The organism is Chromatocurvus halotolerans (genome assembly GCF_004340525.1).
GTDB classification, from domain to species: Bacteria; Pseudomonadota; Gammaproteobacteria; order Pseudomonadales; family Halieaceae; genus Chromatocurvus; species Chromatocurvus halotolerans.
Map to the genome: position 1 here is coordinate 1 of NZ_SLWX01000022.1, position 23,699 is coordinate 23,699.

The 23,699-nt window shown below is 59.5% G+C and carries 38 protein-coding genes; 36 read left to right on the forward strand and 2 right to left on the reverse strand.

Annotated features, from left to right (window positions below; genetic code table 11):
- The 31 genes from EV688_RS15915 to rplQ all read left to right on the forward strand — a co-directional run.
- Positions 1 to 114: EF-Tu C-terminal domain-related protein (locus tag EV688_RS15915; RefSeq protein ID WP_207895411.1), on the forward strand; the 114-nt coding region annotated here is incomplete at its 5' end.
- Between the two features lie 133 nt (positions 115 to 247).
- Positions 248 to 490 (forward strand): HP1242/YdcH family protein, encoded by a 243-nt coding sequence (locus tag EV688_RS15920; protein WP_117319556.1) that lies wholly within the window; start codon positions 248 to 250, stop codon positions 488 to 490.
- Between the two features lie 25 nt (positions 491 to 515).
- Positions 516 to 830, forward strand: a complete 315-nt coding sequence (locus EV688_RS15925; protein ID WP_117319555.1) for a TraR/DksA family transcriptional regulator — start codon at positions 516 to 518, stop codon at positions 828 to 830.
- A 124-nt stretch (positions 831 to 954) separates the two neighbouring features.
- A complete protein-coding gene (gene rpsJ / locus EV688_RS15930) occupies positions 955 to 1,266 on the forward strand; it encodes a 30S ribosomal protein S10 (RefSeq protein ID WP_117319554.1) in 312 nt (103 codons plus the stop codon).
- Between the two features lie 119 nt (positions 1,267 to 1,385).
- Complete coding sequence (rplC, locus tag EV688_RS15935; RefSeq protein ID WP_117319553.1) at positions 1,386 to 2,027, forward strand: 50S ribosomal protein L3; 642 nt, start codon at positions 1,386 to 1,388, stop codon at positions 2,025 to 2,027.
- 12 nt (positions 2,028 to 2,039) lie between these two features.
- On the forward strand, positions 2,040 to 2,657 hold the full coding sequence (gene rplD, locus EV688_RS15940) for a 50S ribosomal protein L4 (protein WP_117319552.1): 618 nt from the start codon (positions 2,040 to 2,042) through the stop codon (positions 2,655 to 2,657).
- On the forward strand, positions 2,654 to 2,950 hold the full coding sequence (gene rplW / locus EV688_RS15945) for a 50S ribosomal protein L23 (RefSeq protein WP_117319551.1): 297 nt from the start codon (positions 2,654 to 2,656) through the stop codon (positions 2,948 to 2,950). Before rplD ends, rplW begins: the two co-directional genes overlap by 4 nt.
- A 14-nt stretch (positions 2,951 to 2,964) precedes the next feature.
- Positions 2,965 to 3,792 (forward strand): 50S ribosomal protein L2, encoded by an 828-nt coding sequence (gene rplB, locus EV688_RS15950; protein ID WP_117319550.1) that lies wholly within the window; start codon positions 2,965 to 2,967, stop codon positions 3,790 to 3,792.
- 37 nt (positions 3,793 to 3,829) lie between these two features.
- Positions 3,830 to 4,105 carry a 30S ribosomal protein S19 gene (gene rpsS / locus EV688_RS15955; protein WP_117319549.1) on the forward strand — a complete coding sequence of 92 codons (276 nt, stop codon included), beginning with the start codon at positions 3,830 to 3,832 and terminating at the stop codon, positions 4,103 to 4,105.
- A 27-nt stretch (positions 4,106 to 4,132) separates the two neighbouring features.
- Entirely contained in the window at positions 4,133 to 4,477 is a 345-nt protein-coding gene (gene rplV / locus EV688_RS15960) for a 50S ribosomal protein L22 (protein ID WP_117319548.1), read from the forward strand.
- 11 nt (positions 4,478 to 4,488) lie between these two features.
- Entirely contained in the window at positions 4,489 to 5,160 is a 672-nt protein-coding gene (gene rpsC, locus EV688_RS15965) for a 30S ribosomal protein S3 (RefSeq protein ID WP_117319547.1), read from the forward strand.
- A 12-nt stretch (positions 5,161 to 5,172) separates the two neighbouring features.
- A complete protein-coding gene (gene rplP, locus EV688_RS15970; protein WP_117319546.1) occupies positions 5,173 to 5,586 on the forward strand; it encodes a 50S ribosomal protein L16 in 414 nt (137 codons plus the stop codon).
- Positions 5,586 to 5,777, forward strand: coding sequence for a 50S ribosomal protein L29 (gene rpmC, locus EV688_RS15975; RefSeq protein ID WP_117319545.1), 192 nt, complete (start codon positions 5,586 to 5,588; stop codon positions 5,775 to 5,777). The genes rplP and rpmC overlap by 1 nt, the downstream gene beginning before the upstream one ends.
- A gap of 2 nt (positions 5,778 to 5,779) precedes the next feature.
- Entirely contained in the window at positions 5,780 to 6,046 is a 267-nt protein-coding gene (gene rpsQ, locus EV688_RS15980; protein ID WP_117319544.1) for a 30S ribosomal protein S17, read from the forward strand.
- A 45-nt stretch (positions 6,047 to 6,091) separates the two neighbouring features.
- Complete coding sequence (gene rplN / locus EV688_RS15985; RefSeq protein WP_117319543.1) at positions 6,092 to 6,460, forward strand: 50S ribosomal protein L14; 369 nt, start codon at positions 6,092 to 6,094, stop codon at positions 6,458 to 6,460.
- A gap of 28 nt (positions 6,461 to 6,488) precedes the next feature.
- On the forward strand, positions 6,489 to 6,803 hold the full coding sequence (gene rplX / locus EV688_RS15990; RefSeq protein ID WP_117319542.1) for a 50S ribosomal protein L24: 315 nt from the start codon (positions 6,489 to 6,491) through the stop codon (positions 6,801 to 6,803).
- A 25-nt stretch (positions 6,804 to 6,828) separates the two neighbouring features.
- Positions 6,829 to 7,368: a 50S ribosomal protein L5 gene (rplE, locus tag EV688_RS15995; RefSeq protein WP_117319541.1), complete on the forward strand. Its 540-nt coding sequence runs from the start codon at positions 6,829 to 6,831 to the stop codon at positions 7,366 to 7,368.
- An 11-nt stretch (positions 7,369 to 7,379) separates the two neighbouring features.
- A complete protein-coding gene (gene rpsN, locus EV688_RS16000) occupies positions 7,380 to 7,685 on the forward strand; it encodes a 30S ribosomal protein S14 (protein ID WP_117319540.1) in 306 nt (101 codons plus the stop codon).
- 16 nt (positions 7,686 to 7,701) lie between these two features.
- On the forward strand, positions 7,702 to 8,097 hold the full coding sequence (gene rpsH / locus EV688_RS16005; protein ID WP_117319539.1) for a 30S ribosomal protein S8: 396 nt from the start codon (positions 7,702 to 7,704) through the stop codon (positions 8,095 to 8,097).
- Positions 8,098 to 8,122: 25 nt separating this feature from the next.
- A complete protein-coding gene (gene rplF / locus EV688_RS16010) occupies positions 8,123 to 8,650 on the forward strand; it encodes a 50S ribosomal protein L6 (RefSeq protein ID WP_117319538.1) in 528 nt (175 codons plus the stop codon).
- 8 nt (positions 8,651 to 8,658) lie between these two features.
- Positions 8,659 to 9,009 carry a 50S ribosomal protein L18 gene (gene rplR, locus EV688_RS16015; RefSeq protein WP_117319537.1) on the forward strand — a complete coding sequence of 117 codons (351 nt, stop codon included), beginning with the start codon at positions 8,659 to 8,661 and terminating at the stop codon, positions 9,007 to 9,009.
- A 9-nt stretch (positions 9,010 to 9,018) separates the two neighbouring features.
- On the forward strand, positions 9,019 to 9,525 hold the full coding sequence (gene rpsE / locus EV688_RS16020) for a 30S ribosomal protein S5 (RefSeq protein ID WP_117319536.1): 507 nt from the start codon (positions 9,019 to 9,021) through the stop codon (positions 9,523 to 9,525).
- Between the two features lie 18 nt (positions 9,526 to 9,543).
- Complete coding sequence (gene rpmD, locus EV688_RS16025) at positions 9,544 to 9,726, forward strand: 50S ribosomal protein L30 (protein WP_117319535.1); 183 nt, start codon at positions 9,544 to 9,546, stop codon at positions 9,724 to 9,726.
- Between the two features lie 21 nt (positions 9,727 to 9,747).
- Positions 9,748 to 10,182: a 50S ribosomal protein L15 gene (gene rplO, locus EV688_RS16030; RefSeq protein ID WP_117319563.1), complete on the forward strand. Its 435-nt coding sequence runs from the start codon at positions 9,748 to 9,750 to the stop codon at positions 10,180 to 10,182.
- Positions 10,183 to 11,505, forward strand: coding sequence for a preprotein translocase subunit SecY (gene secY, locus EV688_RS16035; protein WP_117319534.1), 1,323 nt, complete (start codon positions 10,183 to 10,185; stop codon positions 11,503 to 11,505).
- Positions 11,506 to 11,530: 25 nt separating this feature from the next.
- Positions 11,531 to 11,647 (forward strand): 50S ribosomal protein L36, encoded by a 117-nt coding sequence (rpmJ, locus tag EV688_RS16040; protein ID WP_117319533.1) that lies wholly within the window; start codon positions 11,531 to 11,533, stop codon positions 11,645 to 11,647.
- A gap of 128 nt (positions 11,648 to 11,775) precedes the next feature.
- Positions 11,776 to 12,132, forward strand: coding sequence for a 30S ribosomal protein S13 (gene rpsM / locus EV688_RS16045; protein ID WP_117319532.1), 357 nt, complete (start codon positions 11,776 to 11,778; stop codon positions 12,130 to 12,132).
- Between the two features lie 83 nt (positions 12,133 to 12,215).
- Positions 12,216 to 12,608 carry a 30S ribosomal protein S11 gene (gene rpsK, locus EV688_RS16050; RefSeq protein ID WP_117319531.1) on the forward strand — a complete coding sequence of 131 codons (393 nt, stop codon included), beginning with the start codon at positions 12,216 to 12,218 and terminating at the stop codon, positions 12,606 to 12,608.
- A 20-nt stretch (positions 12,609 to 12,628) separates the two neighbouring features.
- Entirely contained in the window at positions 12,629 to 13,249 is a 621-nt protein-coding gene (gene rpsD / locus EV688_RS16055) for a 30S ribosomal protein S4 (RefSeq protein ID WP_117319530.1), read from the forward strand.
- Between the two features lie 42 nt (positions 13,250 to 13,291).
- Entirely contained in the window at positions 13,292 to 14,296 is a 1,005-nt protein-coding gene (locus EV688_RS16060) for a DNA-directed RNA polymerase subunit alpha (protein WP_117319529.1), read from the forward strand.
- A 53-nt stretch (positions 14,297 to 14,349) separates the two neighbouring features.
- A complete protein-coding gene (gene rplQ / locus EV688_RS16065) occupies positions 14,350 to 14,736 on the forward strand; it encodes a 50S ribosomal protein L17 (protein ID WP_117319528.1) in 387 nt (128 codons plus the stop codon).
- Between the two features lie 130 nt (positions 14,737 to 14,866).
- On the opposite strand, the gene uvrA is transcribed toward rplQ, so the two are convergent.
- The gene (gene uvrA, locus EV688_RS16070) at positions 14,867 to 17,800 is read right to left on the reverse strand and encodes an excinuclease ABC subunit UvrA (RefSeq protein ID WP_117319527.1); all 2,934 of its coding nucleotides are present in this window, start codon (positions 17,798 to 17,800) and stop codon (positions 14,867 to 14,869) included.
- Positions 17,801 to 17,943: 143 nt separating this feature from the next.
- Between uvrA and EV688_RS16075 the strand changes: the two genes are divergently transcribed.
- The 5 genes from EV688_RS16075 (at position 17,944) to EV688_RS16095 (ending at position 22,455) form a co-directional block, all read left to right on the forward strand.
- Positions 17,944 to 19,158 (forward strand): MFS transporter, encoded by a 1,215-nt coding sequence (locus EV688_RS16075; RefSeq protein ID WP_240624464.1) that lies wholly within the window; start codon positions 17,944 to 17,946, stop codon positions 19,156 to 19,158.
- Positions 19,159 to 19,238: 80 nt separating this feature from the next.
- Entirely contained in the window at positions 19,239 to 19,754 is a 516-nt protein-coding gene (gene ssb, locus EV688_RS16080) for a single-stranded DNA-binding protein (protein ID WP_117319526.1), read from the forward strand.
- 90 nt (positions 19,755 to 19,844) lie between these two features.
- The gene (locus EV688_RS16085; RefSeq protein ID WP_117319525.1) at positions 19,845 to 20,702 is read left to right on the forward strand and encodes a sugar nucleotide-binding protein; all 858 of its coding nucleotides are present in this window, start codon (positions 19,845 to 19,847) and stop codon (positions 20,700 to 20,702) included.
- A 23-nt stretch (positions 20,703 to 20,725) separates the two neighbouring features.
- Positions 20,726 to 21,250 (forward strand): molybdenum cofactor biosynthesis protein B, encoded by a 525-nt coding sequence (gene moaB, locus EV688_RS16090; protein ID WP_117319524.1) that lies wholly within the window; start codon positions 20,726 to 20,728, stop codon positions 21,248 to 21,250.
- A gap of 2 nt (positions 21,251 to 21,252) precedes the next feature.
- A complete protein-coding gene (locus EV688_RS16095) occupies positions 21,253 to 22,455 on the forward strand; it encodes a molybdopterin molybdotransferase MoeA (RefSeq protein WP_117319523.1) in 1,203 nt (400 codons plus the stop codon).
- A gap of 11 nt (positions 22,456 to 22,466) precedes the next feature.
- Here the strand turns inward: EV688_RS16095 and fabB are convergent, their stop codons facing one another.
- Positions 22,467 to 23,699, reverse strand: coding sequence for a beta-ketoacyl-ACP synthase I (fabB, locus tag EV688_RS16100; RefSeq protein WP_117319522.1), 1,233 nt, complete (start codon positions 23,697 to 23,699; stop codon positions 22,467 to 22,469).

The window sequence follows — 23,699 nt, forward strand, 5'->3', positions numbered from 1 at the left end:
CAGATGACAGTGACACTGATTGCGCCGATTGCGATGGAAGACGGTCTGCGCTTTGCGGTACGCGAAGGTGGCCGCACGGTCGGCGCCGGCGTTGTGGCGAAGATCCTTGAGTAATATCCGGTAGCAGGCCCAGAAAAGCCCGGCCCAGGCCGGGCTTTTCTTTTTCTGGGCTCCCCACTGGGTCAGGTTCCGGCCGTGCCGGCCGCGACCTGACCCGGTGGAGCCCGACAGACAGAGAGGCAATCCCATGTCAGTAGAACATCACGACCTTGCACACGAGTTTCCAGAGCTGAAAGACCGTATTCACGATCTGAAGATGAACGACGCGCATTTCCGCAAGCTGTTTGAGGCATATCACGAGCTGACGCGGGAAATCGAGAATATGGAGAACGAAGTCTCTCCCGCATCGACACAGGCAGAAGAAGAGGCCAAGATGCGCCGTGTACACCTGAAAGACGAACTGTATCGAATGCTGACGGCCTCTCATTGAGAGTCCGGAAGCTCCGGGAGGAAGGATGAGCCAGGAAAATCTCGAACAGAGCCTGCGCAAAAAGCTTGAAGAGCTTCAGTCGCGTCTCGTGAGTATCAAGGCTGATGCGGGTCAGGAGCATTCGCCGGACTCCGAGGAGCAGGCGCAGGAGCGCGAGAACGATGAGGTTGTCGACGCTATCGGCGACGAGACCCGCCAATCGATTCGCGAGATCAACCAGGCCCTGCGGCGCCTCGAAGAGGGCAGTTACGGCGTGTGCGAGAGCTGTGGGCAGACAATTGCCCCCGCACGACTGCAGGCGTTGCCGGAGGCGACACGTTGCATCGAGTGCGCGGAATAAAAGTTTTATCAATAGGCAGCGAATTCCTGCTTGACACCTGAATGAGTGATCATTAGACTTCGCGTTCCTTTTTCGGGGGTCCCAAAGCAGGTCCCCGGTTCTTTTGTGTTTGGAGTTTGATTGCGTGACCAACCAGCGTATCCGTATTCGCCTGAAGGCTTTCGATCATCGTCTGATCGATAATTCCACCCAGGAAATCGTCGAAACCGCCCGTCGTACGGGTGCACAGGTTCGCGGCCCGATACCGTTGCCGACCCGCAAAGAGAAATACACCATTCTGGTGTCGCCGCACGTCAACAAGGATGCGCGTGACCAGTATGAAATCCGAACCCATAAGCGCGTGCTGGATATTATCGGGCCAACGGAGAAGACCGTCGATGCCCTGATGAAGCTGGATCTGGCCGCAGGAGTTGAAGTACAGATCAGTCTTGGTTAACGACAATTCGTAGCAAGACCTGCCCCGGGACCTGAAGGCCCCGGGGTGTGTAACGCCAGAGTCTTCAGGCGCTGGCGGCCATAGAGGGTGTCAGCCCCGTACACTGAGAGGTTAGTAGCATGACCATTGGTTTAGTCGGCCGGAAGTCCGGCATGACGCGCGTCTTTACCGAAGACGGCGCCTCAGTTCCAGTAACCGTAGTGGAGATAGCTCCAAACCGCGTTACTCAAATCAAAGAGCCCGACAGCGATGGCTACCGGGCGATTCAGGTTACGACAGGTGTGCGTCGTGCCAATAAAGTGAGTAAGTCGCAGGCGGGCCATTTCGCAAAGGCGGGCGTGGAAGCGGGCTATGGTCTGTGGGAATTCCGTCTTCTGGATGCCGATGAGTCATTCGAGGTCGGTGCCGAGCTGACCGTCTCGCGTTTTGAGGCCGGTCAGAAGGTTGACGTTGCCGGCAAATCCAAGGGCAAGGGCTTTCAGGGTGTTGTAAAACGCTGGAATTTCCGCACCCAGGACGCCACTCACGGCAACTCTCTGTCCCACCGGGCACCGGGCTCTATCGGCCAGTGTCAGACGCCGGGTCGAGTATTCAAGGGCAAAAAAATGTCCGGCCACATGGGTGCCGAGAGTGTCACGATCCAGGGACTCGAGATCGTGCGGGTCGATGCGGAGCGCAACCTCCTGTTGATCAAAGGCGCCGTTCCAGGTGCACCGGGCGGCGACGTGATTGTGCGTCCCGCGGTCAAGGCTCAGGCGTAAGGGGTTACAACGGTGGAATTGAATGTAGCTAAGCCCGGTAACGCGACAGCCAGCACGCTGTCGGTATCGGATGCGGCGTTTGACCGCGAATACAACGAAGATCTTGTGCACCAGGTGGTCACATCCTACCTGGCAGGCGCACGGCAGGGAACGAAGGCCCAGAAGAATCGTGCCGCTGTCAGCGGTGGTGGCAAGAAGCCCTGGCGCCAGAAGGGTACTGGCCGTGCGCGTGCAGGGACGATTCGCTCGCCGATATGGCGCAGCGGTGGTGTCACCTTTGCAGCCAAGCCGCAGGATCATTCGGTTAAGGTCAACCGTAAGATGTACCGTGCGGCAATGTGCTCGATTGTGTCCGAGCTGGCGCGCCAGGGTCGCCTGGTGGTTGTCGAGAGTCTGGACATCGAAGAGCCGAAGACAAAGCTGCTGGTCAAGCAGCTGGGTGATTACGGCGTGGAGAATGCGCTGATTGTTGCCAGTGACGTGGATGAGAACCTGTATCTTGCCGCACGCAACCTGCACAAGGTCGACGTGCGTGACGTCAGCGGAGTCGATCCTGTCAGCCTGCTGGCCTATGAGAAGGTGCTGGTCACCGTCGACGCCGTGAAAAAGATAGAGGAGATGCTGGCATGAACCGTGAGCGCGTATTCCAGGTGCTGGCTGGCCCGCATGTGTCGGAAAAGGCGGCTGTTGTTGCCGATCAGAGCAATCAGTACGTCTTCAAGGTCGCGGTCGATGCGACAAAGGCAGAGGTTCGCAGGGCTGTAGAGCAGCTGTTCAAGGTTGACGTGCTTAACGTCAGTACCCTGAAAGTCAAGGGCAAGGTGAAGCGCAACAAGTTCGGTCTCAGCGCCAAGCCAACCTGGAAAAAGGCATACGTTAGCGTGAAGCCTGGCCAGGACATTGATTTCACGACAGCTGACTAGGGAGCATCCAGGACATGGCAATTCAGAAAGGTAAGCCGACATCGCCGGGTCAGCGTCATATCGTGCGTGTACGCACGCCCGACCTGCACAAGGGCGATCCTTACGCCCCGCTGCTCGAAAAGCAGTCGCGTAATGGCGGTCGCAATAACAACGGGCGCATTACGACCCGACATATTGGTGGTGGTCACAAGCAGCATTACCGCATTATCGATTTCAAGCGGGCGAAGGATGGTATCACGGCAAAGGTTGAGCGTATTGAGTACGATCCCAATCGCTCTGCGCACATCGCCCTGCTGCTGTTCGCCGATGGCGAGCGTCGCTACATTATTGCCCCGAAGGGCCTGAAGGCCGGTGATGCCGTGCAGTCAGGCGCCGGTGCGCCGATCAAGACGGGCAACTGTCTTCCGCTGCGTAACATACCGGTAGGTTCTGTGGTGCACGGGGTTGAGCTGAAGCCTGGTAAAGGTGCCCAGCTCGCCAGATCTGCGGGAGCTTCCGTGCAGCTGGCGGCTCGCGAAGGACGTTACGCGACGATCCGCCTGCGGTCCGGCGAAATGCGCCGGGTGTTGTCAGACTGTCGGGCGACCCTCGGAGAGGTGTCAAATTCAGAGCACAGCCTGCGCAAGCTCGGCAAGGCCGGTGCAGCGCGCTGGCGCGGCGTGCGTCCCACGGTTCGCGGTGTCGCCATGAACCCGGTAGATCACCCGCACGGTGGCGGCGAGGGCCGTACGTCAGGTGGCCGTCATCCGGTCAGCCCCTGGGGTACGCCTACCAAGGGCTACAAGACCCGCAGTAACAAGCGTACTGACGACCTGATTGTGCGCCGTCGTCGCAAGAAATAATTCGGCTGCCGATAGACATTATTGAGAGGAAAGCATTGTGCCGCGTTCATTGAAAAAAGGCCCGTTCATCGACCTGCATCTTTTGAAGAAGGTCGAGGCCGCTATCGAGAGCAACGATCGCCGTCCCATCAAGACCTGGTCGCGCCGCTCCATGGTGTCGCCGGACATGGTCGGGTTGACGATTGCCGTGCATAACGGGCGCCAGCACGTGCCGATACTGGTCAACGAAGACATGGTTGGCCACAAGCTGGGTGAATTCGCCGCGACGCGCACCTTCAAGGGGCACATTGTCGATAAAAAGGCGAAGCGCTAAGGCGCTAGCGTAAGCGAGGAACAGGAAATGGAAGTGTCAGCAAGGTTGAAGGGTGCGCGGATATCGGCGCAGAAAGCCCGACTGATCGCGGATCAGGTAAGAGGCAAGCCGGTTGAGGAGGCGCTGAGCACACTGGAGTTCAGCACGAAAAAGGCCGCCCACATCGTCAGAAAAGTATTGAACTCCGCAATTGCCAACGCGGAGAACAATGAAGGTGCCGATGTTGACGAGCTCAAGGTATCCAGTATCTATGTTGACGAGGGGATGACCATGAAGCGTCTTCGCCCGCGTGCCAAGGGTCGCGCTGACCGTATTTTCAAGCGCACTTGTCACATCACAGTGAAAGTCGCCGACGGCGCCAGCGAGAGTTAGGAGAAGACCACATGGGTCAGAAAGTTCATCCCACCGGCATTCGTCTGGGTATTGTCAAGGAGCATACGTCTGTCTGGTATGCCGACCGCAAGAACTATGCGAAGAATCTGGTAGCAGATCTCGAGGTGCGCAAGTTCATCGAGAAGAAACTCGACAACGCCTCTGTCAGCCGCATCGTTATCGAGCGCCCTGCACAGACGGCGCGGATCACCATCCACACTGCGCGGCCGGGTATCGTCATCGGCAAAAAGGGTGAGGATGTTGACGGGCTTCGTCGCCAGCTCGCCGAGAAGATGGGCGTGCCCGTGCACATCAACATTGAGGAGATCCGCAAGCCCGATCTTGACGCGCGGCTGGTAGCGCAGAATGTCGCTCAGCAGCTGGAGCGTCGGGTGATGTTCCGCCGGGCCATGAAGCGTGTTGTGCAGAACGCCATGCGCCAGGGCGCAGAGGGTATCAAGGTGCAGGTTGGCGGTCGTCTCGGCGGTGCCGAGATTGCCCGTAGTGAGTGGTACCGGGAAGGCCGGGTTCCTTTGCACACCCTGCGCGCAGATATTGACTACGCGACCTATGAGGCCGAGACAACTTACGGCGTGATCGGCGTCAAGGTCTGGATCTTCAAAGGTGAAGTGATCGGTGGCAGTGATCAGGCTGAAGCGCCACGCAAGACGGCAACCAATTAAGGCGTAGGGATTATGTTGCAACCAAAAAGGACAAAGTTCCGCAAGGCGATGAAGGGCCGTAATCGTGGCCTGGCGCAGCGCGGTAGCAAGGTGAGTTTTGGCGAGTACGGGCTCAAGGCCGTCGGCCGTGGTCGGATTACCGCGCGGCAGATCGAAGCTGCCCGTCGTGCCATGACGCGTCACATCAAGCGTGGCGGGAAAATCTGGATCCGCATTTTCCCGGACAAGCCGATTACCGGCAAGCCGCTTGAGGTACGCCAGGGCAAGGGTAAGGGTAACGTCGAGTACTGGGTGGCACAGATTCAGCCCGGCCGCGTGCTCTACGAGGTGCAGGGTGTTCCGGAGGAGCTGGCCAGAGAAGCGTTTGAGCTAGCGGCGGCCAAGATCCCTGTACAGACAACATTCGTGAAACGGTCGGTGATGTGATGAAAGCCAGTGATATGCGGGAAAAATCAGCGGAAGAGCTGGACAAGCAACTGCTGGACCTGCGCGAAGAGCAATTCAAGCTTCGTATGCAGAAGGCGACAGGGCAGCTCGGGCAGACGCATTTGCTTCAGCAGAACCAGCGCGCTATCGCACGCGTGAAGACTGTACTCCAGGAAAAGGCAGGTAACTAGACATGGCGGCAGCAGATAAGCGCAAGCGCACGGCCACCGGCCGGGTTGTCAGCAACAAGATGGACAAGACGGTCACCGTACTGATCGAAAGGCGGGTAAAGCACCCTGTCTATGGCAAGTACCTGACCCGGTCCTCGAAGCTGCATGCGCATGATGAAGACAATGTATGCCAGATCGGCGATCTGGTGACGGTGGCTGAGTCCCGTCCGATTTCTCGCAGCAAGACCTGGACCCTGGTCGAGGTGGTTGAGCAGGCGGCGGTAGTTTAGGCGCGTAGTAGTGGTAGCGACGTTTGTCGCAGGCTGGAGTAGACAATGATTCAGACACAATCATATTTGGACGTCGCCGATAATAGCGGTGCCCGCCGCGTCATGTGCATCAAGGTGCTGGGTGGCTCAAAGCGGCGTTATGCACGAGTTGGAGACCTGATCAAGGTGACCGTGAAGGAAGCCATTCCGCGTGGCAAGGTCAAGAAGGGCCAGGTCATGACGGCGGTAGTGGTTCGCACGCGCAAGGGTGTTCGCCGTGCTGATGGGTCGCTGATCAAGTTTGACGATAATGCGGCGGTGCTCCTGAACAACCAGGAAGCGCCTATAGGCACGCGTATCTTCGGGCCGGTGACGCGTGAACTTCGCGGCGACAAGTTCATGAAGATTATATCCCTGGCGCCGGAAGTTATCTGATCCCGTCGTCTGATAGAGAGGCAGTGTGATGTTGAAGATCAAGCGCGATGACGAAGTGATCGTCCTGGCGGGCAAGGACAAGGGCAAGCGCGGCAAGGTTCGCCGAGTGCTGGATAACGGCAAGCTTATCGTGTCGGGCGTAAACATGGTGAAAAAGCACACGCGTCCCAACCCCCAGGCCGGGGTGCAGGGCGGTATCGTCGAGCAGGAAGCCGCGATACAGGCGTCAAATGTGGCGATCTACAATGCGACCACCAGCAAGGCAGACCGTGTGGGCTTCAAGGTTGAAGGCGACCGCAAGGTCCGCGTGTTCAAGTCAAGCGGCGACGCGATTGACGCGTAACGCAGCGAATACAGGTATCTGAGCAATGGCTACATTGAAAGACAAGTACCGCGATGAAATCGCGGCCCGGTTGAAGGAAGAGCTCGGGCTGGCAAATGTGATGGAAGTGCCTCGCATCACCAAGATCACCCTGAACATGGGTGTCGGTGAGGCCGTGGGCGACAAGAAGGTCATGGAGAATGCGGTCAGTGACATGCAGAAGATCTCTGGCCAGAAGCCGGTGGTTACGCTGGCCCGGAAGTCCATTGCCGGCTTCAAGATCCGGGATGGCTGGCCGGTGGGCTGCAAGGTGACCTTGCGTTCTGATCGCATGTACGAGTTTCTTGAGCGGCTGATCAGTATCGCCATTCCGCGCATACGTGATTTCCGCGGAATCAGCCCCAAGTCCTTTGATGGTCGCGGCAATTTTGCCATGGGCGTTACCGAACAGATCATTTTTCCTGAGATCAATTACGACCAGGTGGACACGCTGCGCGGTATGGATATCACGATTACGACTACTGCACGAACGGACGAAGAGGGCCGTGCACTCCTGCGTGCTTTCAACTTCCCGCTGAAGGGTTAAGAGGTTTAGCTATGGCCAAGAAGTCAATGATCGCGCGCGAGCACAAGCGCACCAAGACAGTTGCAAAGTACGCGGTGAAGCGAGCGGAGCTCAAGGCAATCATCGTGGATCCGCAGGCGTCGGACGAGCAGAAGTGGGACGCCCAGGTTGCACTGCAGAAATTGCCGCGGGACGCGAGCCCGGTGCGTCAGCGTCGTCGCTGTCAGATCACCGGTCGCCCGCACGGGGTGTATCGCAAGTTTGGCTTGTGTCGCAACAAGCTGCGTGAGGCGGCCATGCGCGGCGATGTGCCCGGGCTGGTTAAGTCCAGCTGGTAACGGAGAGTTATAGATTATGAGCATGCAAGATCCGCTGTCAGATATGCTGACCCGCATTCGTAACGCCCAGATGGCCGGAAAGACAACGGTCGATATGCCTGGCTCTAAACTGAAGAGCGCGGTGGCTAACGTTTTGCAAAGTGAAGGTTACATCGAAAGCTTCGAAGCGCGCGTAGACGACGGCAAGCCGCGTCTTGCGCTTCGCCTCAAGTATTTCCAGGGCAAGCCAGTGATCGCAGAAATCGATCGCGTGAGCAGGCCGGGACTTCGTAGCTACTCCGGTAAGGACGGCTTGCCGACGGTCCGGGGCGGTCTGGGGATAGCGATTGTATCAACGTCGCAGGGCGTAATGACCGATCGAGCGGCGCGTGCCGCAGGCGTGGGCGGAGAAGTGCTCTGCACCGTATTCTAAGGGCCCGAATTGAAGAGCAAGAGACATGTCTAGAGTTGCAAAAAATCCGGTGTCACTGCCGGGCGGTGTTGAAGTCAAGATCGACGGTGTCGATCTTACCGTGAAGGGCGCCAAGGGCGCCTTGAGCATGGCCCTGCAGGATGGCATCAGCGTGAGCCAGGCAGATGGTGTTGTCACGTTTGCCTATGACAACGACAAGGTCAAGGCGATGGCAGGCACAACCCGCGCACTGTTCAGCAACATGGTGAAGGGTGTCAGTGAGGGATGGCAGCGGAAGCTGGTTCTCAACGGCGTCGGTTATCGTGCCAAGGCCACCGGCAACAGCGTAAACCTTACGGTGGGCCTGTCTCATCCCGTGGATTACGACCTGCCCGAGGGTGTGACGGCGGAGACGCCAACACAGACAGAGGTCGTGTTAAGCGGCATTGACAAGCAGGTGGTCGGCCAGGCGGCGGCAAAGCTGCGCAGCTTCCGTCCGCCGGAGCCATACAAGGGCAAGGGCATTCGTTACGCGGACGAGAACGTGCGCCGTAAAGAAGCCAAGAAAAAGTAGGTGTCGAGATGAGTATCAAGAACGAGTCACGTTTGCGCCGCGCCCGTCGGGGACGCGCAAAGATGCGTACGCAAGGTGTGAATCGCCTCAGTGTACATCGCACGCCCCGTCATATTTACGCGCAGGTGTTCACGCCTGCAGGCGACAAGGTAATTGCGAGCGCGTCGACGCTGGACAGCGAACTTCGCAGCGGGTCTACAGGCAATATGGAAGCTGCGGCAGCGGTCGGAAAGCTGGTTGCAGAGCGAGCAAAACAGGCGGGCATTGAAAAAGTGGCGTTCGATCGCAGCGGCTACCGTTATCACGGCAGAGTCGCGGCGCTGGCCAATGCTGCACGCGAAGGTGGACTGGAATTCTAGGAAAGCGATATGGCATTTAACGAGCAGTCAAAGCAGGACGGTGATCTCCAGGAAAAGCTGGTTCAGGTCAATCGCGTTGCAAAAGTGGTCAAGGGTGGTCGGATCTTCGGTTTCACAGCCCTCACGGTAGTTGGCGATGGCAATGGCAAGGTAGGCTTCGGCCGCGGCAAGGCACGTGAAGTGCCGGTCGCGATCCAGAAGGCCATGGAAGCCGCACGTCGCAACATGATCCAGGTGGATCTCAACGGCGACACCATTCAGTACCCGGTCAAGGCGCGTCATGGTGCCTCCAAGGTGTACATGCAGCCAGCTTCCGAGGGCACGGGCATCATTGCCGGTGGCGCCATGCGTGCAGTGCTGGAGCTGGCCGGTGTGCACAACGTACTCGCGAAATGCTATGGGTCCACGAACCCGGTCAACGTGGTTCGTGCGACTTTCAACGGCTTGCGGGATATGTCGTCCCCGGACGCCGTGGCAGCGAAGCGCGGCAAGTCTGTTGAAGAAATTCTGAATTAAAGAGCGAGTTGTCGAGTCATGGCTAAAGAAACGATCAGGGTGACGCTCGTGAAAAGCTTTCACGGTCGCCTGAAAAATCACAGGGCCTGCGTCAGTGGGCTGGGTCTGCGGCGCATCGGTCACACCGTCGAGGTGGAAGACACTCCGTCAGTGCGCGGCATGATCAACAAAGTCAACTACCTGGTAAGGGTAGAGGAGTAAGTCATGTCAGAGACAGAGATAATGCGGCTCAACACACTGAGTCCTGCCCCGGGCGCAAAGAAAGACGCCAAGCGGGTGGGGCGCGGTATCGGTAGCGGTTACGGCAAGACGGCCGGACGCGGCCACAAGGGTCAGAAAGCGCGGTCCGGCGGCAAGGTCAGTCCCGGATTCGAGGGTGGCCAGATGCCACTCCAGAAGCGTCTGCCAAAGTACGGCTTCTCGTCGCGGGTCTCCCGCACAACCGCGCAGCTGCGTTTGTCCGAGCTCGCAGGGGTTACGGCCGACGTTGTCGACCTGCAGGCGCTCAAGGACGCGGATGTCATTCGCAATGACGTTGAGCGGGTGCGCGTATTCCTGTCAGGAGAAATCGATCGCTCGGTCACAACCCGAGGCCTGAAGGTCAGCAAGGGCGCTCGCGAGGCGATCGAGCAAGCGGGCGGCAAGGTCGAAGAGTAAATGGCCGAGAAACCAGGCAACAAGAAAGCCGGTCTGGGCGAGCTGTTTGCTCGCCTGCGTTTTGTCCTGCTCGCGATTATCGTGTACCGGATCGGTACACATATTCCTGTGCCGGGCATCGATCCGAATCAGCTCGCCGCGCTGTTCAATCAGAACCAGGGAACCGTACTGGGTCTTGCAAACATGTTTTCCGGCGGCGCGCTGGAGAGGATGAGCATACTCGCGCTGGGCATCATGCCCTACATATCTGCATCCATTATCATGCAGCTGATGTCGGCTGTGACGCCACAGCTGGAACAGTTGAAAAAGGAAGGCGAGTCCGGAAGACGCAAGATCAGTCAGTACACGCGCTACCTTACGGTGGTGCTTGCGATCGTTCAGGCGACGGGCATGACAGTGGGCATGGCCAATCAGGGAATGTCCTATGATACCGGCGTGGTGTTTTTCGTCATTGCCATCACGTCGCTGGTGACTGGCGCTGTCTTCATGATGTGGCTTGGTGAACAGATCACCGAAAAGGGTGTCGGCAACGGGATTTCCCTGTTGATATTTGCCGGTATTGTTGCGGGCCTGCCGTCAGCTATCGGGCAGTCGCTCGAGCAGGCACGGCAGGGCGAGATCAACATTCTGGTGCTGCTGTCAATTCTGGCGCTGGCGATCGCGGTCATCTACCTGATCGTGTTCATTGAGCGCGGGCAGCGGCGGATTACGGTGAACTACGCCAAACGGCAGCAGGGTCGCAAAATGTATCAGGCCCAGAGCAGCCATCTGCCGCTCAAGGTGAACATGGCGGGCGTCATCCCGGCTATCTTCGCCAGCAGCATACTGCTGTTCCCGGCTTCTATCGCCCAGTGGTTCGCGAGTTCCGGGCAGGCGGACTGGCTGCAGGATCTTGCGGTCATGATCGGCCCGGGACAGCCGCTGAATATCCTGTTGTTCACGATATTTATCGTGTTCTTCTGCTTCTTCTACACGGCATTGATGTTCAATCCGCAGGAAGTGGCCGATAACCTGAAGCGCTCAGGCGCATTCGTGCCCGGAATTCGACCAGGGCAGCACACGGCGAACTATATCGATGGCGTCCTGACACGTCTCACGGTGTTTGGCTCGGCCTATATCGCGCTGGTGTGTCTGCTGCCACAGTTCCTGGTAGTGACGTGGAATGTCCCCTTCTACCTGGGCGGTACTTCCCTGTTGATTGTGGTGGTCGTTGTGATGGATTTCATGGCGCAGGTCCAGAGCCACATGATGTCTCATCAGTATGACTCGGTCATGAAAAAAGCAAACCTCAAGACTTATGGCGGAGCCGGTCGCGCGCGTTGACGGTCGGTGTTTTGGAGAGAAGGCAATGAAAGTTCGTGCATCGGTAAAGAAGATCTGCAGAAACTGCAAAGTGGTGCGTCGTGGTGGTGTGGTTCGCGTGATTTGTGCGACCGATCCCCGACATAAGCAGCGTCAGGGTTAGTTTCTTGCCAAATATGATTGATTTTTATGGAGTAAATCGCTAAACTCTCGCGCCCTTCGCGGGGGCTCGTGCATCGCATGGGTACCATGGGCTGACTGGTTTAGCGTCACACGATTGGAGAAGGTTGAATGGCTCGTATCGCCGGCGTCAATGTCCCGGATAACAAGCACACGGTTATCTCGTTGACCTATATTTACGGTGTCGGTCGCGCTCAGGCGCGCCGGATCTGCAGTGCCTGCGGCATTGCTGAAACTACCAAGATGAGTGAGTTGACGGACGCCGAGCTCGACACCTTGCGCGCAAGTGTCGGTGAGATGACTGTCGAGGGTGACCTTCGGCGAGAGCTGTCCATGAACATCAAGCGTCTCATGGATCTGGGCTGTAATCGCGGCCTGCGTCACCGGCGCAGTCTGCCGTTGCGTGGACAGAGGACAAAAACCAATGCGCGTACTCGCAAAGGACCGCGCAAGCCGATACGTCGATAACGCTTCTATTGGAGCGATCAGCGTTTCCGGGTTTAGTGTAGCTGCATCATTTATGCAGTGTTGATATTAACAGGAATTGAGATATGGCAAAGCCAGGTGCCAAAAGCACTCGCAAGAAGATTTCACGCACGATTGCCGATGGCATTGCGCATGTGCACGCTTCTTTCAACAACACCATTGTCACCATCACCGACCGTCAGGGCAATACCCTGAGCTGGGCGACCGCGGGTGGCTCGGGTTTTCGTGGTTCGCGCAAGAGCACGCCATTTGCTGCGCAGGTCGCTGCCGAGCGTGCCGGTGAAGCGGCCAAGGAATATGGTCTGCAGAACCTCGATGTGCAGGTGAAGGGACCGGGACCCGGTCGCGAGTCCGCGGTGCGCGCACTCAATGCCTGCGGCTACAAGATCAGCAACATCACCGATGTGACGCCGATCCCCCACAACGGTTGCCGCCCGCCCAAGAAGCGTCGCGTTTAAAGCAAACAGGACTATAGATTATGGCTCGATATATTGGCCCCAAGTGCAAACTGTCACGGCGCGAAGGTACAGATCTGTTTCTGAAGAGCGGCGTTCGCTCCCTCGACTCCAAGTGCAAGCCAGAGTCGGTACCCGGACAGCACGGCGCCCGGCGTGGTCGCCTTTCCGATTATGGTGTGCAGCTGCGCGAAAAGCAGAAGGTGCGCCGGATGTACGGCGTGCTTGAAAAGCAGTTCCGCAACTATTACAAGGAAGCGGCGCGTCTCAAGGGAGCAACGGGTGAAAATCTGCTGCAGCTTCTTGAAAGTCGTCTGGACAACGTCGTTTATCGCATGGGATTCGGCTCAACCCGGTCCGAGTCGCGCCAGCTGGTGGCTCACAAGGCCATTCTGGTAAACGGCAAGACAGTCAATATCGCGTCCTATCAGGTACAGCCTGGTGATGTTGTCGCTGTGCGTGAAAAGGCCAAGAAGCAGCTTCGAGTGCAGGCGGCCCTCGCTCTCGCCGGTCAGCGCGGTGAGCCGGAGTGGATGGAGGTCAGCGTAGAAAAGCTCGAGGGAATATTCAAGGCAGCGCCGGAGCGGCAGGAGCTTTCGTCAGAGATCAACGAAAACCTGATCGTCGAGCTCTACTCCAAGTAGTAGAAACGCTGGCCAGTCTACCAATCAGCTACAGGTGCCCCAATGCAGAGTGCAGTAAATGAGTTATTGACACCCCGTGTCATAAAGGTCGAGGAAAAGAGCAGCACGCGAGCACAGGTGACGCTTGAGCCTCTTGAGCGCGGTTTTGGGCATACCCTGGGTAATGCGTTACGACGTATTCTTCTGTCATCCATGCCTGGCTGTGCCATCACCGAAGTCGAGATAGATGGCGTCCTGCACGAATACAGCACCATGGAAGGCGTTCAGGAAGACGTGATTGAAATCCTGCTGAATCTGAAAGACGTAGCCCTGGTGATGGCTGGCAAGGATGAGGTTGAGCTGACCCTTACCAAGAAGGGGCCGGGCGCCGTGACTGCGGGCGATATCCAGACGGATCACGATGTTGAAATCCGTAATCCTGATCACCTGATATGCCATATCAACGCGGAAAAGTCGGTGAACATGAAGCTGACGGCGATTCGGGGTCGCGGGTACTCTCCGGCAGATTCCCGGGAGAATCCCGAGGAAGAAACGCGGTCTATCGGTCGCCTCCAGCTCGACGCCACGTTCTCGCCGATCCATCGCGTGGCCTACGTTGTCGAGGCGGCGCGGGTTGAGCAGCGTACTGACCTCGACAAGCTGATACTGGATCTTGAGACAAATGGTACGATCGATCCCGAAGAAGCCATTCGGCGTGCGGCAACCATTCTGCAGCAGCAGCTTGCGGTGTTCGTTGACCTTGAAAGTGAAGCCCAGTCGGTGTCTTCGGACTCAGAAGATGAGGTCGATCCGGTGCTCTTGCGTCCGGTGGATGATCTTGAGTTGACCGTGCGGTCGGCGAACTGCCTGAAGGCTGAGAATATCTATTATATCGGGGACCTGGTGCAGCGCACCGAGGTTGAGCTTCTGAAAACGCCGAACCTTGGCAAGAAGTCGCTCACCGAGATCAAGGATGTACTGGCTTCCCGTGGGCTGTCGCTGGGCATGCGCCTTGACAGCTGGCCGCCTGCCAGTTTGAAAAATGACGAGCGGGTTCTGAGCGCCTGAGCGCCCGCGTGAGAACAGCGTGCTGAGACAGCACAGAGCAAAGGATTAGTAAGATGCGTCATCGTCACAGTGGACGTCAGTTAAATCGAAACAGCTCCCACCGCAAGGCCATGTTTCGCAACATGACCAGTTCTCTGGTGGAGCACGAACTGATCAAGACAACGCTTCCAAAGGCCAAGGAACTCCGCGGCTACGCGGAGCCCCTGATTACCCTGGCCAAGAAGGACAGCGTAGCGAATCGTCGCCTGGCGTTCGACCGGCTGCGAAACAAGGAAACCGTGGGCAAGCTGTTCAGTGAGCTGGGACCTCGATACCAGGCCCGGCCGGGTGGCTATATCCGCATTCTGAAGTGTGGCTTTCGCACGGGTGACAAGGCTCCCATGGCCTATGTCGAACTCGTTGATCGGCCACAGCCTGAGAGTTTTGACGACGAGGATTGACCCCCCCCAGCGGGTAGTGGCGTGCGGCGCAAGCCACATTGGCAAGCACAAAAAGGCCGGATAATTATCCGGCCTTTTTTTGTCCCGGGGATGGGCAAGCCAGGAGTTTGCAGGTGGCTACGCTGCCAGATCAGGCCACCCTCTTTTTCCGGCGGCGTGTTGCACTTGCGCTGTCATCTTTGGTTTTGGCGGTGGTTCGGGTTTTTCTCCGGGCTGGCTTCTTTGCATCAGACAGACCGTCTCGAGCGAGAAGAGGCTTGAGAAAGTGGCCCGTGTGAGAGCCTGCGCTTTCCGCGATATCTTCAGGTGTCCCGGTAGCAATGATGTGTCCCCCGCCACTGCCGCCCTCCGGTCCCAGGTCGACAACCCAGTCTGCCGTCTTGATGACATCGAGGTTGTGTTCGATGATCACAATCGTGTTGCCGTGGTCACGAAGCTTGTGCAGCACGGCGAGCAGCTGCCGGATATCCTCGAAATGCAGTCCGGTCGTTGGCTCGTCCAGAATGTAGAGTGTGCTGCCTGTGTCCCGTTTCGACAGCTCCCTGGAGAGTTTTACCCGCTGCGCCTCGCCACCTGAGAGCGTGGTCGCCGCCTGGCCCAGGCGGATATACGACAGGCCCACGTCCATCAGTGTCTGCAGCTTGCGGGCGATTGAGGGCACCGGCTCAAAGAAGGCAAAGGCGTCCTCAACGGTCATTTCCAGAACTTCGTGAATATTTCTGCCCTTGTAGCGGATATCCAGCGTCTCACGATTGTAGCGCTTGCCCTTGCAGACGTCGCAGGGTACGTGAATGTCGGGGAGGAAGTGCATCTCGACACGGGTGACGCCATCACCCTGGCAGGCTTCGCAGCGACCGCCCTTGACGTTGAAGCTGAAGCGACCGGGCTTGTAGCCGCGCGAGCGCGCTTCCTGGGTGCCGGCGAACAGCTCACGTACCGGTGTGAATATGCCGGTGTAAGTGGCCGGGTTTGATCGCGGTGTGCGACCAATGGGGCTCTGGTCGATATCGATACACTTGTCGATGTGCTGCAGCCCCTCAATGCCCTCGTGCGCGGCGGCATTCAGCGTGGTTGCGCCGTTCAGTTCGGTGGCTGCGAGGGGGTACAGGGTGCCGTTGATGAGAGTGGATTTTCCGGAACCGGATACGCCGGTGATGCAGGTGAGCAGGCCCACGGGCAATTCAAGCGTCACGTTCTGCAGGTTGTTGCCGCTGGCGCCGAGCAGCCGGACAAGGCGTTTTTCGTCTGCCTGGCGCCTCTGCTCCGGAATTTCGATTCGGCGCTTGCCGGACAGGTAGGCGCCGGTGAGTGAGTCCTCGTTGCCGACAATGTCTGCCAGGGTTCCCTGCGCCACAATCCGTCCGCCGTGAACGCCGGCCCCGGGCCCGATATCGATGATGTGGTCTGCGCTGCGGATGGCGTCTTCATCGTGTTCTACCACCAGGACCGTATTGCCGATGTCACGGAGATGCGTAAGCGTGCCCAGAAGCCGCTCGTTGTCGCGCTGGTGCAGGCCGATGGAGGGCTCATCGAGGATATACATCACACCGACCAGCCCGGCGCCAATCTGCGATGCCAGCCGGATCCGCTGTGCCTCACCGCCAGAGAGGGTTTCCGCACTGCGGTCCAGCGTCAGGTAGTTGAGACCGACATCGACCAGGAATCGGTAACGGGCGCGGATCTCTTTCAGGATCTTTTCTGCGATCGCGCCCTGTCGGCCGGAGAGCTTCAGCGAATTGAAATAATCCTCGGATTCGCCTACCGGCATGGCGGTAATGCTCGGTAGTGTCCGCTCATCGATAAAGACGTGACGGGCATCGCGACATAGGCGGGTCCCGCCGCAGTCAGGACAGGGTGCCGTGGCGAGGAAGCGCGCGAGCTCCTCGCGCACCGACTGCGACTCCGTATCGCGGTAGCGACGCTCCATGTTTGGCAGGATACCCTCGAAGGCGTGGCGCCGCTGGAAAACACTGCCGCGATCATTGATGTAAGAGAAGGAGATTTCCTCACCCTTGCTGCCGGTGAGAATAATGTCGCGATGGCGTTGGCTGAGCTGCTCAAACGGCGTATCGATGTCGAAGCCGTAATGTTCCGCAAGCGAGGTCAGCATGTGGAAGTAGTAGACGTTGCGCCGGTCCCAGCCCCGGATGGCGCCTTCGGCCAGGCTGGCCTCAGGATGCAGAACCACGCGTGCCGGGTCGAAATACTGCTTGACGCCAAGACCATCGCAGCCGCTACAGGCGCCCGCCGGATTGTTGAAGGAGAATAGCCTCGGCTCCAGTTCATCGATGCTGTGGCCACATTCGGGGCAGGCAAAGCGGGCCGAGAACACGATATCGTCGTCATCGGCATCCATGTGACTGACGGCAGCGAGGCCATCGGTAAGCTGCAGCGCCGTCTCAAAGGATTCCGCCAGCCGCAGGCCAAGGTCGTCACGCACCTTGAAGCGGTCTACCACGACGTCGATCGTGTGCTTCTTTTTCTTGTCCAGTTCGGGCAGGTCGTCAAGGTCGGTAATGCGTCCATTGATCCGTGCGCGCACGAATCCCGCGGCGCGCAGCTCCTCGAACACCTGCAGATGCTCCCCCTTGCGGCCGCGTACCACCGGAGCCAGCAGCATCAGTTTTTCTCCTTCGGGCATGGCCAGTACGCTGTCGACCATCTGGCTGACCGTCTGCGCCTGCAATGCGCGGTTGTGATCCGGACAGCGCGGCTCGCCGATGCGTGCATAAAGCAGGCGCAGATAGTCGTAGATCTCGGTAATGGTGCCGACCGTGGAGCGCGGATTGTGTGACGTGGACTTCTGCTCGATGGAGATTGCCGGGGACAGGCCTTCAATGTGATCCATGTCCGGCTTTTCCATCATGGACAGGAACTGTCGGGCGTAGGTGGACAGGGATTCGACGTAGCGTCGTTGACCTTCGGCGTAGAGCGTGTCGAACGCCAGGGAGGATTTTCCCGACCCCGACAGGCCGGTGATGACAATCAGCCGGTCGCGGGGAATATCCAGATCGATATTCTTGAGGTTGTGGGTGCGCGCACCGCGAACCTGAATTGTGTCCATGTCGTATCTACACTGGTAACGGAAAACCCCACAGTATAGGCGCATGTCGCGCCCGGCAAAACCGGTGTATCGCGACGCGGCTGTCTGTGGATGCTGCCGGCGCCTGAAGCTGCTAATATCGCGAAATTCCCGGGAGGCAGAGTGTGCTGACAAAAAATCCGATGACTTCGGTCGAGCGCCGCGCTGTTGGTGCGCTCGCCCTTCTCTACAGTTTCCGCATGCTGGGCCTGTTCATGGTCCTGCCGCTGCTTGCTCTGTATGCGGTCGATATGCCCGGCGGCACGCCGTTGATGATCGGCCTTGCCCTCGGTGCCTATGGCTTCAGCCAGGCCCTTCTGCAGATTCCGCTTGGCTGGCTGTCGGATCGTATTGGCAGAACCCCCGTTATTCTCGGCGGACTGCTGATGTTCGCTGCCGGTAGCCTGGTGGCGGGCCTTGCGGAGACGGTTCCCGGGATTGTGTTGGGTCGCCTGTTGCAGGGAGCCGGTGCCATCGCGGGCACCGTCATGGCGCTGGTGGCCGACGTGACCGATGAGGAGCAGCGCACCAAGGCCATGGCCATTGTCGGTGCCAGTATCGGCCTGTCCTTCGCGGTGTCCCTTGTGCTCGGTCCCGTTGTGGCAGGTTTTGGCGGTTTGTCCAGTGTCTTCCTGCTGACTTTCGTGCTCGCGCTGGGTGGGATTGTCGTGGTCTTTCTCGGGGTCCCGCGCGGTGTGGTGAGCCGCGAACACGCAGAGGTGGGGACCCGTCCCGGGATGATCCGTAGTGTCCTCGCAACGCCGGCACTGCGACGGCTGAATTTTGGGGTTTTCAGTCTGCACTTCATTCTGACCGCCAGCTTCCTGGTGATACCGTTTGCACTTCAGGACACCCTCTCCCTGCCGCGTGAGGCCCACTGGAAGATCTATCTGCCGGTTCTGGTCGCATCTTTGGTCGGCATGCTGCCGCTGTTACGCCTCGCCGAGCGCCATGGCAAGATAAGACCAGTGCTTGTCGGCACGGTTGTCATGCTGCTGGTGTCAGTCGCCGGAATGACCTTGCTTGCCGTGCCCTGGGTGCTGTGCGTTGCCCTCTGGCTGTACTTCGTGGCGGTCAACTACCTCGAGGCGACGCTGCCCTCGCTGGTCAGCAAGGCGGTTTTTTCCGGCGGCAAGGGCACGGCGCTTGGCGTGTACTCTACCTGTCAGTTTATCGGTGCTTTTACGGGTGGTGCCCTTGGCGGCCTTGCACTGCAGTACGGCGGCGTGCTGGGTCTGTTCGTACTGTGCCTGATCCCCGGATTGTTCTGGGTGCGCAGTAGTCTGGGCGTAACGGCGGCGTCGCCCGTGGTTGCTCAGGGCGCCACATCCGCCTCCTGACCGTTTTCGGCTGTCGCATTCGCCCGGCGGGATTGCTATAGTCCTCGGCAAGTTTGCAGCATATTCCGGGGGTTCGATTCATGGCATCACGTGGTGTCAACAAGGTTATTCTGGTGGGAAATCTGGGCAATGACCCCGAGACCCGCTATATGCCATCGGGGGGCGCTGTCACCAACATCAGCGTCGCGACCTCCGAGGTCTGGAAGGACAAGCAGACGGGTCAGCCTCAGGAACGTACCGAGTGGCACAGGGTGGTATTTTTCAACAAGCTGGCCGAAATCGCGGGCGAATACCTGCGCAAGGGATCGAAAGTCTACGTTGAAGGCACGCTGCGCACGCGGAAGTGGCAGGATCAGTCAGGCCAGGATCGCTACAGCACGGAAGTGATTGCCAACGAAATGCAGATGCTCGACAGCCGCGGCGGTAGCAGTGGAGATGGCGGTGGAATGTCCCGTCCCGATCCCATGTACGACCAGAGCGCTCCCCAGCAGCAATCGTCTGCTCGGGGTGCTGGCAAGCCCGGGGCCGCTGGCAGCGCCTCTCCATCCAGCGAGACGCCGCCGGACTTCGATTTCGACGACGACATTCCGTTCTAAGTGGGTGAGCTGTGCATGCGCCGACCCGCGCCTTGATTCGCGCCCGCACAGTGACTTTGAGCGTTACCGAACTTACCGCGTGGCCCACTAGTGCATATTCTGTTGATTGCGGCGGACACTCTACTCGGCGTGACTCTACAGTCCACCCTGGCACGCTGGGGACGCCATCGGGTTACGACAGTGTCGCAGGCGGTGAGCCGCTGGAAAAGCGAGCGACACGCCAAGAAGGCGGTTCGTCGTGTCGACGCGGATATCATCGTTGATCTGCGCACGCCCCAGCTCATGGCGGCGGGTGACTGGGTGCAGCCGATTGATGTTCAGCGCACGCACTGGCTGGCAAAAATCTGTAGCCGCGCCGGCATTCCCTATTTGTATCTTTCAGACCCACGGGTATTTTCCGGGTTGCTGAGTCACCTCTACCGGGAACAGGAGGCGCCGGATGCCGACGATGCGCCGGGTCTGGGCCTCATCGCAGCGGAAGATCATGTCCGCGCGACCTGTGAAAATCATATGGTGCTGCGGCTTGGTCCCCTGTTTGCCTCCTTTGACAATAACCTGCTGACGCAGGTGCTGGCATCGCTCTCGAGTCAGGCTCCGCTCGCAGTGGATGATCTCGATCAGTTGTGTCCCGTTGAGGCCAGCGACGCAGCGCGGGTAATCTCGGGTGTTCTGGATCAGCTCGATGCGGGAGCGGCGGTCACTGGCACCTTTCATTACAACAGCCCGGACCGCACTACCGCCTATGGTTTTGCGGAGGCGGTGCTCGCGGCCGCTTCGCAGTTCATCAAGGTGGCCGACGATGCGATTGTCCGGCTTGAACACGATCCTGATCGGGTGGCGCGGAACTGGAGCCTCGATTGCCGTGAAATCCGCGATACCTTCGCGATCAAGCAGGTTGCCTGGCGGGGGTTTATCAGCAGCACGGTCAAGCTCTACCTGGCGCCCTGATCAGCGGAACTTCGGGAACAATCATGCTTTCAGATGTCTCTTCCATTGTCGCGCTGAACATAGCGGTCCTGACGGTTTCGGACACCCGTGGGCCCGAAGACGATACCTCGGGGCGCTTTTTGTCCGAGGCCGCAGGGGCGGCGGGGCATGAGCTCGTGGACAGGGCGCTGGTAATCGATGACGTCTATCGGATTCGCGCACAGCTGTCGCTCTGGATTGCCGACCCCGGTGTGGAGGTGGTTCTGATAACGGGGGGCACGGGATTTGCCGGGCGCGACTCCACGCCGGAGGCGGTCGAGCCCCTGTTCGACAAGACCATCGTCGGCTTCGGCGAGGTGTTTCGCGCGCTGTCGCTGGCGGAAATCGGGACGTCGACGGTGCAGTCCCGAGCGCTCGCGGGTCTGGCCAATCGTACGCTCATTTTCTGCATGCCCGGGTCCACCGGTGCGTGTCGCACGGCATGGACGGGCATACTCCGGGAACAGCTGGACGTGCGCCACCGTCCGTGCAACTTTGTCGGCCTGCTGCGGCCAAAGAGCCAGCCCTGAGCATGCTGTCGCCGTCGCTGGCGCTCGCCAGGATGCTGGCGGCGGCTATACCCCCGCCACCCGCGCATGGCATGCAACTCGCGGATGCGCTGGGAGCCACACTTGCCGTCGATGTGACGGCGCCACTGGCGCTGCCTGCCTTCGACAACAGTGCCATGGATGGTTATGCGCTCAGGGCTTCCGATGTCGCGGACGGCAGGTCGCTCCCTGTGAGTCAGCGCATACTTGCAGGGCAGGTGCCATTGCCGCTGACGTCGGGCACGGCGGCACGGATATTCACCGGCGCCCCACTACCGGAGGGTGCGGACAGCGTTATGATGCAGGAGGCCTGTGCCGTGGTTGACGGCTCGGTTCGTCCCCTGCAGGCGGTGACGGTCGGCAGCCACGTGCGCCGACGCGGCGAGGACGTCGCGCAGGGCAGTCTTCTGCTGCCGCGCGGTCGCCGTCTGCGGCCGCAGGATCTGGGCCTGCTCGCTTCCGTCGGCATGGCGTCCGTCGAGGTCTATCGTCCCCTGCGCGTTGCCATTCTGGTGACGGGTGACGAGCTGCGCGAGCCCGGCGGACCGCCGCTGCGGGCTGGAGAGATCTTCAACAGTAACGGGCCGATGCTCTCTGCCATGGTTCGGCGCTGCGGCCTTCAGGCCATCGAGACGGAGCGGGTTGCCGACAGTGAACAGGCCGTCGCGCAGGCTCTCGGTGATGCTGCGGCGGCGGCGGATGTCATTGTCAGCACGGGTGGCGTGTCGGTTGGGGAGGCAGATCACGTCAGATCGCAGGTTGAGAGGCTCGGTGCACTGTCGCTGTGGCGCATCGCCATCAAACCGGGCAAGCCGCTGGCCTTTGGCCGTGTCGGGGATGTGCCCTTTATCGGTCTGCCCGGCAATCCGAGCTCGGTTTTCGTGACGTTTGCCGTTCTGGCACGTCCGTTTCTGCTCGCCTGCCAGGGCCGTGATGAGCGCGAGATGCCTCGCCTGACGGTGCGTGCGGGCTTTTCCGTGACGTCAGCTGGCACGCGTGAGGAGTACCTGCGGGTCACGCTGCTCCCCGGCGATGACGGTACGGAGGCGGTTCTGGCGGGCAACCAGAGCTCTGGTGCACTGTCGGCTGCCACCCGTGCGCAGGCCCTTGCGGTCGTGCCACCCGATACCCTGATAGCGCCGGGTGACGCTGTGGATGTTATCCTGCTGGACGCGCTGGTCCCCTGACAGCGGTCAGGTCAGTCGTCCTGCCAGCGCGAGAACACCAGTGACGCATTTGTCCCGCCGAAGCCGAAGCTGTTCGACATGACCTGCTGCAGGGTGACGTTCTCCCGGCGTTCGATCGCGATCGGCATGCCGTCAGCTTCGGGGTCGAGTTCCTCGATATTGGCCGAGGCGGCAATAAAGCCCCGTTGCTGCATGAGAAGACTGTAGATCGCTTCCTGCACGCCCGCGGCACCCAGGGAATGGCCGGACAGTGATTTTGTGGACCCGATGGCAGGCATGGCATCCTCGCGCTCGGCATATACCGAGCGCACGGCCTTGAGCTCCTGGATGTCGCCGGCGGGCGTGCTCGTTCCATGGGCGTTGATGTAGTCCACCGGGCCGTCCACTGTCGCCAGTGCCTGCTGCATGCAGCGCATGGCACCCTCGCCCGATGGCGCGACCATGTCGTGGCCGTCGGAAGTGGCGCCGTAGCCGACCAGTTCGGCGTAGATCTTCGCGCCTCGGGCGCGGGCAACTTCGAGTTCCTCGAGCACCAGCATGCCGCCACCGCCGGCGATAACGAAGCCGTCCCGGTTCGCGTCGTAGGCCCGGGAAGCGCGTTCCGGTGTGTCGTTGTAGCGCGTGGACAGCGCGCCCATGGCATCAAACAGGCTGCTCAGGGTCCAGTGCAGTTCTTCGCCGCCGCCGGCAAAGACGCGATCCTGCTTGCCGAGCTGTATCTGCTCCATCGCCGAGCCTATGCAGTGGGCGCTGGTAGAGCAGGCCGAGGATATGGAGTAGTTGATTCCCTTGATACGGAAGGGTGTCGCCAGACAGGCGGAAACGGTACTGCCCATGGTCTGCGTGACCCGATAGGGGCCGACGCGGCGCAATCCGCGCGCTCTGAGAATATCGGCCGCTTCTGTCTGACTGGCTGAGGAGGCGCCACCCGACCCGGCGATAATGCCCGTGCGCGGGTTCGATATCTCCGTGTCCTTGAGCCCGGCATCGGCAATGGCCTGCTGCATGGAAATGTAGGCGAAGGCGGCAGCGTCCGCCATGAAGCGCAATTGTTTGCGGTCGATGTGCTCTGCCGGGTTGATGTCGGGCGCGCCGGCAATGTGCGAGCGCATGCCCATCTCCACCTGTTCCTCGCGCAAGGCAATGCCGGAGCGCCCGTTGAACAGGGAATCAGCCACGCTGTCTGCGTCGTTGCCGAGACATGACACAATGCCCAGACCCGTAATGACGACTCGTCTTGTCAT

Bases quoted from the DNA above. Each gene is read 5' to 3' on its own strand.
- EV688_RS15920 (WP_117319556.1), top strand. From the start codon at position 248: ATGTCAGTAGAACATCACGACCTTGCACACGAGTTTCCAGAGCTGAAA.
- EV688_RS15925 (WP_117319555.1), top strand. From the start codon at position 516: ATGAGCCAGGAAAATCTCGAACAGAGCCTGCGCAAAAAGCTTGAAGAG.
- rplC (WP_117319553.1), top strand. From the start codon at position 1,386: ATGACCATTGGTTTAGTCGGCCGGAAGTCCGGCATGACGCGCGTCTTT.
- rplW (WP_117319551.1), top strand. From the start codon at position 2,654: ATGAACCGTGAGCGCGTATTCCAGGTGCTGGCTGGCCCGCATGTGTCG.
- rplB (WP_117319550.1), top strand. From the start codon at position 2,965: ATGGCAATTCAGAAAGGTAAGCCGACATCGCCGGGTCAGCGTCATATC.
- rplV (WP_117319548.1), top strand. From the start codon at position 4,133: ATGGAAGTGTCAGCAAGGTTGAAGGGTGCGCGGATATCGGCGCAGAAA.
- rpsC (WP_117319547.1), top strand. From the start codon at position 4,489: ATGGGTCAGAAAGTTCATCCCACCGGCATTCGTCTGGGTATTGTCAAG.
- rplP (WP_117319546.1), top strand. From the start codon at position 5,173: ATGTTGCAACCAAAAAGGACAAAGTTCCGCAAGGCGATGAAGGGCCGT.
- rpmC (WP_117319545.1), top strand. From the start codon at position 5,586: ATGAAAGCCAGTGATATGCGGGAAAAATCAGCGGAAGAGCTGGACAAG.
- rpsQ (WP_117319544.1), top strand. From the start codon at position 5,780: ATGGCGGCAGCAGATAAGCGCAAGCGCACGGCCACCGGCCGGGTTGTC.
- rplN (WP_117319543.1), top strand. From the start codon at position 6,092: ATGATTCAGACACAATCATATTTGGACGTCGCCGATAATAGCGGTGCC.
- rplX (WP_117319542.1), top strand. From the start codon at position 6,489: ATGTTGAAGATCAAGCGCGATGACGAAGTGATCGTCCTGGCGGGCAAG.
- rplE (WP_117319541.1), top strand. From the start codon at position 6,829: ATGGCTACATTGAAAGACAAGTACCGCGATGAAATCGCGGCCCGGTTG.
- rpsN (WP_117319540.1), top strand. From the start codon at position 7,380: ATGGCCAAGAAGTCAATGATCGCGCGCGAGCACAAGCGCACCAAGACA.
- rpsH (WP_117319539.1), top strand. From the start codon at position 7,702: ATGAGCATGCAAGATCCGCTGTCAGATATGCTGACCCGCATTCGTAAC.
- rplF (WP_117319538.1), top strand. From the start codon at position 8,123: ATGTCTAGAGTTGCAAAAAATCCGGTGTCACTGCCGGGCGGTGTTGAA.
- rplR (WP_117319537.1), top strand. From the start codon at position 8,659: ATGAGTATCAAGAACGAGTCACGTTTGCGCCGCGCCCGTCGGGGACGC.
- rpsE (WP_117319536.1), top strand. From the start codon at position 9,019: ATGGCATTTAACGAGCAGTCAAAGCAGGACGGTGATCTCCAGGAAAAG.
- rpmD (WP_117319535.1), top strand. From the start codon at position 9,544: ATGGCTAAAGAAACGATCAGGGTGACGCTCGTGAAAAGCTTTCACGGT.
- rplO (WP_117319563.1), top strand. From the start codon at position 9,748: ATGCGGCTCAACACACTGAGTCCTGCCCCGGGCGCAAAGAAAGACGCC.
- secY (WP_117319534.1), top strand. From the start codon at position 10,183: ATGGCCGAGAAACCAGGCAACAAGAAAGCCGGTCTGGGCGAGCTGTTT.
- rpmJ (WP_117319533.1), top strand. From the start codon at position 11,531: ATGAAAGTTCGTGCATCGGTAAAGAAGATCTGCAGAAACTGCAAAGTG.
- rpsM (WP_117319532.1), top strand. From the start codon at position 11,776: ATGGCTCGTATCGCCGGCGTCAATGTCCCGGATAACAAGCACACGGTT.
- rpsK (WP_117319531.1), top strand. From the start codon at position 12,216: ATGGCAAAGCCAGGTGCCAAAAGCACTCGCAAGAAGATTTCACGCACG.
- rpsD (WP_117319530.1), top strand. From the start codon at position 12,629: ATGGCTCGATATATTGGCCCCAAGTGCAAACTGTCACGGCGCGAAGGT.
- EV688_RS16060 (WP_117319529.1), top strand. From the start codon at position 13,292: ATGCAGAGTGCAGTAAATGAGTTATTGACACCCCGTGTCATAAAGGTC.
- rplQ (WP_117319528.1), top strand. From the start codon at position 14,350: ATGCGTCATCGTCACAGTGGACGTCAGTTAAATCGAAACAGCTCCCAC.
- uvrA (WP_117319527.1), bottom strand. From the start codon at position 17,800: ATGGACACAATTCAGGTTCGCGGTGCGCGCACCCACAACCTCAAGAAT.
- ssb (WP_117319526.1), top strand. From the start codon at position 19,239: ATGGCATCACGTGGTGTCAACAAGGTTATTCTGGTGGGAAATCTGGGC.
- moaB (WP_117319524.1), top strand. From the start codon at position 20,726: ATGCTTTCAGATGTCTCTTCCATTGTCGCGCTGAACATAGCGGTCCTG.
- EV688_RS16095 (WP_117319523.1), top strand. From the start codon at position 21,253: ATGCTGTCGCCGTCGCTGGCGCTCGCCAGGATGCTGGCGGCGGCTATA.
- fabB (WP_117319522.1), bottom strand. From the start codon at position 23,699: ATGACAAGACGAGTCGTCATTACGGGTCTGGGCATTGTGTCATGTCTC.